We start from the raw sequence: 11379 nt of genomic DNA, 5'->3' as shown, positions 1-11379 counted from the left end.
GAACACCTCCTCTCTCAGCGGCTCTTCTGGTTGTGCACGTACTGTTTGATCGCTACCAGCGGGACGCCTCCGACGGTGGCCACGAAGTAGCTGTTCGTCCACAGGAGCGGCAGACGGGACTTCAAGTGCGGGAACTCGTCGCGCAACAGTCGGGAGGAGCGGCCCTTGATGGCCTTGACAAGCCAGCGCACTCCGAACTGGGGGGCGACCTCCACAAGCAGGTGCACGTGGTCGGGCATGACCTCCGTCTCCACCAGCCACGCTTCCTTGTCGGTCACGACCTCGCGCACGATCTGCTTCAGCCGTTCCTCAATGCGACCGCCGAGGACGCGGCCCCGGTACTTGGGGCACCAGACCACGTGGAAGGCGCACTGGAAGGTGATGTTGCGGTTCGAGCACAGGGTGACGGACGTGCAACTCACTGTATGGCAAAGGGCTGTTTAATGTTCCCGTTCGCGGAAAGGCGGCTATCCCCAGGACTGAAGCCCCGGGTCTGCGCCACCCGAAAAATTCCGATCGCTGAACCTGCCGGGGCGGGGCCTGCGACGCCTCGCCCCTCGTCCCGCCTACTCGGCGACGGTGATGCCCAAAGAGGCCAGGATCAGTCCGGCCTGGACCGGGCCGATCGTCGCTCCCCTGAGGTAACCGGCCTGTTCCAGGGGCACCTCCCCCAGGTCCGCGCCGCGCAGGTCGGCCCCGCCGAACTTCGCGCCCACCAGGTGCGCGCCACGCAGGCGCGACTCCACCCACACCGTTTCGCGCAGGTCCGCCGCCGCCAGGTCGGCCTCGTCCATGCGCAGGCCCTCCAGGGTCTGTCCACGCAGGACGATCCCCTTGCAGCGGGCCAACATGAGGTTGCACTGGGCGAAGGTGTAGCCGATGCCGCGCAGCGAGTTCAGGCCCGCGCCGGTCATCCGGCAGCCGTGGAAGGCGGTGTCGGTGAGCAGGGCGCCCTGCCAGCGGGTGTTGGCCAGGTCCACGCGCTCGAAGCGGGCGTCGGTGCAGTCGGAGTGGTTCAGGAAAGCACCCGAGGCGCTGCCACCGGTCACCACCGCTCCCTCCAGCACCGCCCGTTCCAGGCGGGCACCGTCCAACCTGCAGTCGACCAGGCGGGCGTTCACCAGGTGGGCGTCGCGCAGGTCGGCCCCGCGCAGGTCGCAGCGGGTCAGGATCCGAGGGGCGCCCGGGTCCTCGGCCAGGGCGTCACGCAGGTCGAGTTCGGACAGGTCGGCGTCGGTGATCTCGGTCTTGGCGAGAAGGTCGGTGCTCACGCACCGAACCCTAGACCCGGCCGGTGACAGACCGCGTTCAGTCGCGCAGTTTGAGCGCCAGGAACAGGTCGACGCGATGTTCGAGGTTGCTCAGGTCGCGCCCGGTCAACTCCTCCACCCGACCGATGCGGTAACGCAGGGTGTTGACGTGGACGTGCATGGCGGCGGCGCAGCGCTGCCAGGAACCGGAGTGGTCCAGGAACCGTTCCAGGGTCTCCACCAGCTCGGAGCGGTGGTCGCGGTCGTAGACGATGAGCGGGCCCAGGAGGCGTTCGCGGTAGGAGGTCTGCACCTCCTCGGGGACCGAGGCCAGCAAGAGTTCGTGGGAGTCGATCTCGGCTCCGGCGATGACGCGGGAGCGGCCGCCGCGTAGTTCGGCCAGGCGACGGGCGTGGCGGGCCTCCACGGCGGCGCCGCGCAGTTCGCCGATGCCGCGTGCCGCGGAGCTCAGGCCGATGGCCAGCCGGTAGTCGAGCAGGCCGGGTTCCAGGACCCGGGCACGGTGGACGAGTTCGGTGCGCAGGGCCTCGCCCCGGGCTCGGGCCTGTTCGTCGGTGCCCTCCACGGGGATGACCGCCAGGGCGTCGTTGTCGCCGGTGACGACGGCGCCGGGGTGGTCGGCGACCAGTTCGGCGACCACACGGCGGGCCAGATCGGGCACCCGGGGTTCGGGCAGCATCATGGCGCTGACCACCACGTGGGAGCGGTCGTCGGGCGCGGGTCTGTCACCGGTGCCCCTCAGCAGCGCGGTGACCTCGTCGAAGCGCTGGGCGGCGAGCAGGCGCGGCAGGCCCTCCAGGTGCCGGGCCGTGGTCAGGGCGCGTTCCTCCTCGCGGCTTCGGGCCAGGACGCCGATGGAGACGAGTTCGGCGACGGTTTCGTGCACCTCCTCGCTCCAGTCGGTGTGGTCGCCGGTGACCACCAGCAGCCACCCGGAGAGCGGGTGGGACTCCTTGGCCCGCACGGGAAGGACGGTGACGGCGCGGCCGCCGTCGTTCTCCCCCGGAAGCCGGGTGCCGTGGGGGAAGGAGGACCAGGTGAGGGCTTTGGCGGCGAGGTGTTCGCGTTCTGTGGCCGTGAGCGGGTCCTCGACGGAGGCGATGGTGCGGCCGGTGGAGGAGAGCACCCAGGCCCGGAGTCCGGCCTGGGTCGCGGCCGCGGCGAACGCCCCGGGGAAGTCGGCTCCGGAGGCGACGTCGGCCATGAGGCGACGGTGCCGGTCGCGGGTCTCGGCGATGGTGGTGAAGCGGCGTTGGGTGAGCGAACGCAGGACCTCTTCGGTGACCGCGCCGAAGGAGGTCTCCGCGGGGATCTCCACGAGGGGTACGTCGTGGGCGCGACAGGCGGCGATGAGGTCGTCGGGAATCTCGCCCAAGGCGGTTCCGGCGCCCACGGCCACGGCGCCCGCGCTCAGGATCGAGGTCACGAAGGTCTCGGAGTCCTCTGGTCGGGTACGCCACATCATGCCCGTGAGCACGAATTCGCCGCCGCGCAGGTAACGCGCGGGTTCGAGCAGGTCAGTGGTGTAGGCCCACCGGATGTCGCGGTGGGCGTGCTCCGCCCCCGTCAGGAACCGCAGGTGCAGTCTCTTGACGGCGAGCAGGTCACTGATCTGCATGGACTTCCTTCGTGTTCGTGTGGGCGTGTCCCCACCTGGGATGGCTCCGGCTCAGGACACAGTGTGTCCCAAGATGGGCCCGTGGGGCACCGCGGCCGGGTCCCTCGATGTTCTCACCGATGTCATTTGGAGGAAACGACCAACGATCGCTGTTCGTTCCCAGGTCACTTCATGTCATCGACGCCTGGTCTGGTCTGGATTTCGAGTGGTGTACTTCACAAGATCGCCCCCTAGTAACCGAGATCGCCGGTTCCATCGAAGGTTCGCGTCGACCAGGACGCGGCCGGACCACAGCGCAGGACGAGGACGAGCATGGAATTCCTGAGGCCCTCCACGTTGGTGGAGGCCCTAGAGGCCAGGAGCGCCCACCCCGACGGTGTGCCCATCATGGGCGGTACCGACGTGATGGTGGCGTTGAACTTCGATAAGAGCCGACCTCCGGCCCTGATCGACCTGACCCGGGTCCCGGAGCTGACCGAGTGGGGCACCGACGGTGACCACACCCGGTTGGGCGCCGGGGTCCCCTACACCAAGGTCATCGAGCACCTGAGCGGTGCCGCGCCGGCGTTGGCCAAGGCCTCCCGTTCGGTGGCCTCCCCACAGATCCGCAACCGGGGCACCGTCGGCGGCAACCTGGGCGGGGCCTCCCCCGCCGGGGAGTCTCATCCGCCGCTGCTGGCCACGGACGCCGAGATCGAGGTGGCGTCGGTGCGCGGCACCCGCAGGGTCAAGGCGCGCGACTTCTACCTGTCGTTGCGCAAGACGGCCCTGGCCGAGGACGAGCTGATCACCGCGATCCTGCTTCCGCGCGCCACCGGGCCGCAACAATTCGCCAAGATCGGTACCCGCAACGCCATGGTCATCGCCGTGACCTCCTTCTCGCTGGCGTTGGACACCGACAACCGGAAGGTGGGCACCGGGGTGGGCTCGGCCGGGCCGACCCCGCTGCGCGCCGAGGCCGCCGAGGAGTTCTTGGAGGCCGAGTTCGATTGGGAGGACGGTCGTCCCCTGGCCGAGTCCGTGGTGCGCCGTTTCGGTGATCTGGTGGCCGCGGCCGCCCGTCCCATCGACGACCAGCGCGGCAGCGCCGACTACCGCAAGCACGCCCTGTCGGTCATGGCCCGCCGTGCCCTGAGCTGGTCCGTCACCGACTACCGGAAGGAGTCCTCACGATGCGCGTGAATTTCAAGGTCAACGGTGAGGACGTCACCGCCGACAACGTCTGGCCGGGCGAGAGCCTGTTGTACGTGCTGCGGGAGCGCTTGGGCCTGCCGGGCAGCAAGAACGCCTGTGAACAGGGCGAATGCGGGTCGTGCACGGTCTACTTCGACGGTGTGACCGCGTGTTCGTGCATGATCGCCGCCGGGCAGGCCGAGGGCCGCGAGGTCGGCACCGTGGAGGGTCTGGCCAAGGAGCCGGGCAAGGGCGGCGACCGTACCCTGGGCGACGTTCAGGAGGCGTTCGTGGAGGCGGGCGCCGTGCAGTGCGGCTTTTGCACCCCCGGTCTGTTGGTGCAGACCGACGACCTGCTGGAGCGCACCGTGGGCTGCGGCAAGGACGCCCCGGCCGACGCCGAGATCCGTGAGGCCCTGGCCGGCAACCTGTGCCGTTGCACCGGGTACGAGAAGATCATCGACGCGGTGCACCTGGCCGCCGAGCGCCGCGCCGAGGCCGGGAGCGCCTCATGAGCAAGGCCATCGTGATCGAGGGCGCCCACGTGGTGACGGTGGACGGCCCCGAGTACGCCGACGGTCACGTCGTGGTGCGCGATGGGCGCGTCGCCGCTGTGGGCGCCGGCCCCGCCCCCATCGTGGAGGGCGACTTCGAGCGGATCGACGGCCGTGGATGCGTGGTCACCCCCGGTCTGGTCAACACGCACAACCACCTCTACCAGTGGGCGACCCAGGGCCTGTTCGCCGACGGCACCCTCTTCGAGTGGTTGGTGGGTTCCTACGAGATCTGGCACCGTCTGGACGCCGAGGTGGTCTCCGGGACGACGTCGGCCGGACTGACGCACCTGGCGCTGTCGGGCTGCACGACCGCCTCGGACCACCACTACATCTATCCGGCCGGGCGCGGTGACATCGTGGCCGCCGAGGTCGAGGCCGCCCGTGAGGTGGGTATTCGTCTGGACCTGGCGCGCGGTTCGATGGACCGCGGCCACAGCCAGGGCGGTCTTCCCCCGGACAGTGTCGTGGAGTCCTTGGCGGGTGCCCTGGCGGGTACCGCCGCGGCGATCGACACCTACCACGACACCTCCTTCGACTCCATGACCCGGATCGCGGTGGCCCCCTGCTCACCGTTCTCGGTCTCCCGGGAGTTGATGGTCGACGCCGCGACGTTGGCCCGTGACAAGGGGGCGCGGCTGCACACCCACCTGGCCGAGACCCTCGACGAGGAGGAGAAGTGCCTGGCCGAGTTCGGGTGCACCCCCGTGGAGTACGCCGAGAAGCTGGGCTGGCTGGGCGATGACGTGTGGTTCGCGCACGCGGTGCACCTGTCGGACTCCGCGATCGGCCGGATCGCGGCCACCGGCACCGGTGTGGCGCACTGCCCCACCTCCAACGCCCGCCTGGGCGCGGGCATCTGCCGGGTGACCGAACTGCTGGAGGCCGGCGCCAAGGTCGGTCTGGGCGTGGACGGTCCCGCCTCCAGCGAACTGACCTCGATGGCCGGCGAGATGCACCAGGCCCTGCTGATGGCCCGGGCCCGCAAGGGGCCGCAGGCCCTCACCGCCCGACAGTCCCTGGAGATGGCCACGCTGGGTGGCGCCCGGGTGCTGGGCCGCGACCGCGAATTGGGGTCGTTGTCGGTGGGCAAGCTCGCCGACCTGGCCCTGTGGCGGGTGGACGGGTTCGGCCACGATGTCATCGACGACCCGGTGGTGGCGATGGTGTTCGGTCCCACGCCGCCCCTGGAGCGCCTGCTCGTCGGCGGGAACACCGTCGTCGACCACGGCGAAATGCGCACTTTGTCGGCCCAGAGCGCCGCCGCGCGCGGCCGCGCCGCACACCGGAGTCTGACCCAGGAGGTGAGCCGCTGATGGCGGCGACGACCCGTACCGTCACGGACCTTTCCAGCACGACCAAGGACGGCGTGGGCGCCAGCCCGCGCCGCCCGGACGGCACGCTGAAGGTGACCGGCGAATTCGCCTACTCGTCGGACATGTGGATGGAGGACATGCTGTGGGGCGCCACCCTGCGCAGCCCCCACCCGCACGCGAGGATCCTCGGCATCGACATCACCGAGGCGCTCAAGGTGCCCGGTGTGCAGGCGGTGCTGACCCACGAGGACGTTCCCGGCACCAAGCGCTACGGCCTGGAGCACCAGGACCAGCCGGTGCTGGCCTTCGACAAGGTGCGCTACAAGGGCGAGTCGGTGGCGATCGTGGCCGCCGACCACCCCGAGACCGCCCGACGGGCGATGGAGCGCATCAAGGTCGACTACGAGGTGCTGGCCCCGGTGAGCGACTCCCGGCGCGCGGCCCTGGACCCCGACTACCCGCTGGTGCACGACAAGGGCGAACTGCCCGAGCACCCCGAGTACAACCAGAGCGGTAACCGGCTGCGCTACCAGCCCATCCGTACCGGCTCGTTCGTGGACGTGGCCGGCTCCAAGGAGGGTCAGGAGGAGACCCTGGAGAGGCTGCGCGCCGAGGCCGACGCCGTGGTGGCCACCGAGTACGAGGTGGGCATGCAGGACCAGGCGTTCCTGGGTCCGGAGTCGGGCATGGCGGTCCCGGCCGAGGACGGCGGGGTGGACCTGTACGTGGCCACCCAGTGGCTGCACGTGGACCAGAAGCAGATCGCGCCGGCCCTGGGGTTGCCCCAGGACAAGGTGCGGCTGACCCTGGCGGGCGTGGGCGGCGCGTTCGGTGCCCGCGAGGACCTGTCGATGCAGATCCACGCGTGCATGCTGGCGCTGCACACCGGCAAGCCGGTCAAGTTCGTCTACAACCGGGAGGAGTCCTTCTACGGGCACGTGCACCGCCACCCGGCCAAGATGCGCTACGAGCACGGCGCCAAGGCGGACGGCACCCTGCTGTACGCCACCCTGGAGATCATCGTGGACGGCGGCGCGTACGCGTCGGCCACCCCCGCGGTGGTGGGCGTGGCCTCCTCCCTGGGAATCGGCCCCTATGAGGTGCCGAACGTGCTGGTGGACGCCTACGGGGTGTACACCACCAACCCGCCGTGCGGGGCGATGCGCGGTTTCGGCGCGGTGCAGGCCTGCTTCGGTTATGAGTCGCAGATGGACAAGCTCGCGGAGAAGCTGGGCATGCACCCGGTGGACCTTCGGGTCAAGAACGCCATGGCGCAGGGCTCCCGGATCATCACCGGCCAGGAGATCGACATGCCGCTGCCCATGGCGGAGATGTTGGAGCGATGCCGTGACCTGCCGATGCCGGTGGAGCGCACCGAGCTGGAGGATCCCACCGACCAGCGCACCCTGCCCGGCGGCGTGGCCGGAACCACCCGCGGCGAGGGTGTGGTGCGCGGCGTGGGGTACGGCGTGGGCCTCAAGAACCTGTGCTTCTCCGAAGGGTTCGACGACTACTCCACCGCCCGTGTCCGTTTGGAGGTCGTCAACGGCGAACCGGTGGTGCTGGTGCACACCGCGGCCGCGGAGGTCGGCCAGGGACTGGTGACCGTCAAGGGCCAGATCGCCCGCACCGAACTGGGTGTGGAGAAGGTCGTCATCGCGCCCTCCGACACCCAGGTGGGTTCGGCCGGTTCCTCGTCGGCCTCGCGTCAGTCGTACATGACCGGTGGCGCGGTGCGCACGGCGTGCGCGTCGGTGCGCGCCGAGGTGTTCCAACTGGCCCGGGACAAGGGTCTGGTTCCGGCCGGGATCGGGGACACCGGGTTGGCGTTGGACGGCGGCAAGCTGGTCTCCGCCACCGACGGTGTGCTGGTGTCCCTGGCCGACCTCCTGGGCGAGTCCGCCCAGGGCGGCGAGGTGGTGGAGCACACCCGTGAGTACCACCACCGGCCCACCGAGATGATCGACCCGGATCTGGGGCAGGGCGACTCGCACAACCAGTTCGGCATGTGCGTGCACCGTGCCGTGGTGGACGTGGACGTGGAGCTGGGCCTGGTGAAGGTCGTGGCCCTGGACGCCGTCCAGGACGTGGGCAAGATCCTGCACCCGCAGCAGCTGGCCGGTCAGATCCAGGGTGGTTCCGCCCAGGGTCTGGGGTTGGCGCTGATGGAGGAGATCCAGGTCAAGGACAGCGAGATCCGCAACCCGTCCTTCACCGACTACCTCATCCCGACCATCCTCGACACCCCGCCGATGCGCATCGACGTGTTGGAGCGACCCGACCCGCACGCTCCGTACGGTCTGCGCGGCGCGGGCGAGCCTCCGACGCTGTCGTCGACCCCGGCGATCGTGGCCGCGGTGCGCGACGCGACCAGGCGTCCGCTCACGCACGCGCCGGTGCGTCCGGAGGACATCGTGGGGATCGACCTGTAGGTCGCCCGGCGTGCCTTGAGGCACCCATCGGACCGGGGAGGGGCGGCAAGCGCCCGTCGTCCCTCCCCACCAAGACCCGCCCGCCTCGGATCCTGCCGACGCCCTCGGCCCCGGGGTGGGCGGCCGAGGGGACGACGACGTCCCCTCGTGCCCGAATCCGACTACACAGAGTAGTCAACCCCCCTTAAAACACGGCTTCGCCGTGCTCATATCCCTCCAGGAGGGGACATGACCCGACTCGACGACTCCGGAGCGCGTTCCGCGGAGCGCTCCCCAACGGATCGATCCTGGCTCGACCGCTTCTTCCTCGTCAGCGAACGGGGGTCGACCTTCGGTCAGGAGGTCCGCGGAGGGCTGACGACGTTCATGGCGATGGCCTACATCATCGTCTTGAACCCGATCATCCTCAGCGGCGTCACCGACGTGAACGGCGACCAGCTCTCGGCCGGTCAGCTGACCACCATGACCGCCCTGGCCGCCGGGCTGGTCACCATCATGATGGGTGTGGTGGGCCGCGCCCCCATCGCCTGCGCGGCGGCCCTCGGCGTGATGGCGGTGGTCGCCTACCAGGCGGCGCCGGTGATGGCCTGGCCGGAAGTGATGGGCCTGGTCGTGTGGCAGGGCATCGCCATCATCCTCATGGTCCTGACCGGGGTGCGCACCGCGGTGATGAACGCGTTGCCGTACAACCTCAAACTCGCCATCGGCGTGGGCATCGGCCTGTTCGTGTCCCTGATCGGCCTGGCCAACATCGGGTTCGTCAGCGCCGGTGACGGCGACAGCCTCCTACAGATCGGCGCCGCGGGCGGCGGTGGACACCTTGACGGGTGGCCGATCCTGGTGTTCGTGGCCGGACTGATCCTGGCCTCGGTGCTGCTGGCCCGCCGGGTTCCCGGTGCGATCTTCTACGGGATCATCGGTGCCACCGTGCTCGCGGTGGTCCTGCACTACGCGCTGAGCCTGGACCCCGAGTCCTGGGGCGGGGGTGTGCCGGAGCTGCCCGACAGCCCGTTCGCGGCCCCCGACTTCGGGTTGCTGTTCCAGGTGGACCTGTTCGGTGCCTGGACCACGGCCGGACCGACCACCGCCGGGGTCATCCTGTTCACCCTGGTGCTGGCCGGGTTCTTCGACGCGCTGGGCACCATCCTGGCCATCGGCACCAAGGCCGACATCGCCGACGAGGACGGGCAGATGCCCCGGGTCAACCAGATCCTCATCACCGACGGCGCCGGCGCCGTGGCCGGTGGTCTGACCAGTTCCTCGGCGACGCTGGTGTTCGTGGAGTCCACCGTGGGGGTGAGCGAGGGGGCGCGTACCGGTCTGGCCAGTGTCGTCACCGGGCTGTTCTTCCTCAGCGCGATCTTCTTCGCCCCGGTGTTCGGTATGGTGCCGGCCGAGGCCGCATCGGTGGCGATGGTGCTGGTCGGCGCCATGATGATGATGCACGTGGGGCAGATCGCCTGGGACGACTTCTCGGTGGCCATCCCCTCGTTCCTGACGATCGTGATGATGCCGTTCGCCTACGACATCGCCAGCGGGATCGGCATCGGCATCATCGCGTACACGGTGATCAAGTCCGCTCAGGGCCGCTTCCGCGAGGTCGGTTGGCTGATGTGGATCCTGACCGCGGTGTTCTCCTTCCACTTCACCATGCACGCGATGGGCTTGTAAGGGGTTCCGTTCGTCCGTGGCCGGGGCTCGGTACCCCGGCCACGGGTGTGTTCGGGGTGGGTCCGCCGCCTCAGGGGATGACCGTGGCCAGGCAGCGATCCAGGGCGCCGCGCAGGGCCACGTCGCGCGGGTCGTTCCAGATCCGCAGACCCATCCGGTTGGGGACGTAGCCGTAGCCGGTGCCGGTCGCCGGGTCGGCGAAGCCGAAGGAGCCACCGGCCCCCGGGCTGCCGTAGGCGCGGTCGTCGGTGCCGAACCGCCATTCGGGGAAGGGTTTCCACAGTCCTGACGAGTAGCGGGTGCGGACCTTGAGGTTGACGTCGCGTTCCCCCTCGCGGGGCGGTGCGGGCCGTTCCTCCAGGGCCCGCAGGCTTTCGTCGCGCACACCCAGTATCGGCGCGCCTTGTGCGAACTCGCCGTAGAGCGCGGCCAACGAGCGGGCGGTCGCGAAGCCGTTGCCGTGCGGCAACTCCACCGATCGGTAGGCGGGGCCGGCGAGTTCGTCGGCGGTGCGCAGCGGTGGGTTGGCGAAGGTGCGCGCGGCGATGCTCCAGGGCAGGCAGCGCGCGAGTACGTGACCGAGGGGGACGGCGGTGGGGTCGGTGGCCAGGTCGCGCCAGGATCCTCCGGTCAGGCGGGCCAACCGTTCATCGCCGATCCGCGCGGGAAGTCCCACGTACAGATCCAGGCCCAGGGGGCCCGCGAGTTCCTCCGCCAGGTACGCGCCGACGGTGCGCCCGTCCACCCGGCGTAGCAGCTCGTTGACGTAGAGGCCGATGGTGACGCTGTGGTAGCCGTGCCGTGTGCCGGGCTTCCAGGCGGGCGCCTGGTCGGCCAGGACCTGGGCGAGCCGGTCGTGGTCGGCCAGCAGGTCGGGGGTGAGTTCGGTGTCCAGGTAGGGCAGACCGGCCCGGTGGGAGAGCAGTTCGCCGATGGTGACGCGATCCTTGCCGTGACGGGCGAAATCGGGCCAGTAGTGGGCCATCGGTCGGTCGTACTCGAACAGACCCCGTGAGTGGGCGTGTGCCAGGACCAGGGAGGTGACCCCCTTGGTGGCCGAGAAGACGAGGGTGAGGGTGTCGGACTCCCAGGGCGCCCCGGTCTCGGGGTCGCGCGTCCCCGCCCACAGGTCGACCACCGGGCGGCCGGCGTGGTGGACGGCCACGGCGGCGCCGGTCTCCCCGTGTTCGGCGAAGTTGTTCTGGAAGGCCTCGCGGACCGGTTCGAAGCCGGACTCGACCCAGCCATGGATGCGAGGGGGCGGGGTGAGGTACATGAAGGGAATCCTCGGGAGGGGGATGACGTGTACTTTCGTCGCCCGCCACAGTATGCGAAGCCCGAGGC

At 69.9% G+C, this 11379-nt stretch carries 9 protein-coding genes; 5 read left to right on the top strand and 4 right to left on the bottom strand.

Translation table 11 applies throughout. The features are described 5' to 3' along the window. Window positions 1-14: 14 nt before the first annotated feature. The 3 genes from tnpA to ACWGSK_RS03005 form a co-directional block, all read right to left on the bottom strand. Window positions 15-422 carry an IS200/IS605 family transposase gene (tnpA, locus tag ACWGSK_RS03015; RefSeq protein WP_358504684.1) on the bottom strand — a complete coding sequence of 136 codons (408 nt, stop codon included), beginning with the start codon at window positions 420-422 and terminating at the stop codon, window positions 15-17. A gap of 144 nt (window positions 423-566) precedes the next feature. After that, window positions 567-1271: a pentapeptide repeat-containing protein gene (locus ACWGSK_RS03010; RefSeq protein WP_358504681.1), complete on the bottom strand. Its 705-nt coding sequence runs from the start codon at window positions 1269-1271 to the stop codon at window positions 567-569. A gap of 37 nt (window positions 1272-1308) precedes the next feature. Further along, window positions 1309-2889, bottom strand: a complete 1581-nt coding sequence (locus ACWGSK_RS03005; protein WP_452455109.1) for a PucR family transcriptional regulator — start codon at window positions 2887-2889, stop codon at window positions 1309-1311. Window positions 2890-3201: 312 nt separating this feature from the next. Between ACWGSK_RS03005 and ACWGSK_RS03000 the strand changes: the two genes are divergently transcribed. The 5 genes from ACWGSK_RS03000 to ACWGSK_RS02980 all read left to right on the top strand — a co-directional run bounded on the left by ACWGSK_RS03000 (window position 3202) and on the right by ACWGSK_RS02980 (window position 10035). Then, entirely contained in the window at window positions 3202-4071 is an 870-nt protein-coding gene (locus ACWGSK_RS03000; RefSeq protein WP_452455108.1) for an FAD binding domain-containing protein, read from the top strand. After that, window positions 4062-4577, top strand: coding sequence for a (2Fe-2S)-binding protein (locus ACWGSK_RS02995; RefSeq protein ID WP_087100726.1), 516 nt, complete (start codon window positions 4062-4064; stop codon window positions 4575-4577). The genes ACWGSK_RS03000 and ACWGSK_RS02995 overlap by 10 nt, the downstream gene beginning before the upstream one ends. After that, entirely contained in the window at window positions 4574-5932 is a 1359-nt protein-coding gene (locus tag ACWGSK_RS02990; RefSeq protein ID WP_358504672.1) for an 8-oxoguanine deaminase, read from the top strand. The genes ACWGSK_RS02995 and ACWGSK_RS02990 overlap by 4 nt, the downstream gene beginning before the upstream one ends. Then, window positions 5932-8364 carry a xanthine dehydrogenase family protein molybdopterin-binding subunit gene (locus ACWGSK_RS02985; protein WP_452455107.1) on the top strand — a complete coding sequence of 811 codons (2433 nt, stop codon included), beginning with the start codon at window positions 5932-5934 and terminating at the stop codon, window positions 8362-8364. The genes ACWGSK_RS02990 and ACWGSK_RS02985 overlap by 1 nt, the downstream gene beginning before the upstream one ends. A gap of 228 nt (window positions 8365-8592) precedes the next feature. Further along, window positions 8593-10035 (top strand): NCS2 family permease, encoded by a 1443-nt coding sequence (locus ACWGSK_RS02980; protein ID WP_452455106.1) that lies wholly within the window; start codon window positions 8593-8595, stop codon window positions 10033-10035. 70 nt (window positions 10036-10105) lie between these two features. On the opposite strand, the gene ACWGSK_RS02975 is transcribed toward ACWGSK_RS02980, so the two are convergent. Continuing rightward, the gene (locus ACWGSK_RS02975) at window positions 10106-11311 is read right to left on the bottom strand and encodes a serine hydrolase domain-containing protein (RefSeq protein ID WP_452455105.1); all 1206 of its coding nucleotides are present in this window, start codon (window positions 11309-11311) and stop codon (window positions 10106-10108) included. Window positions 11312-11379: the final 68 nt, after the last annotated feature.

The sequence above is a fragment of the Nocardiopsis sp. NPDC055551 genome (assembly GCF_053619415.1).
Note: the sequence above shows the minus strand (reverse complement) of the source record. Positions and strands in the feature narration are given on the sequence as shown.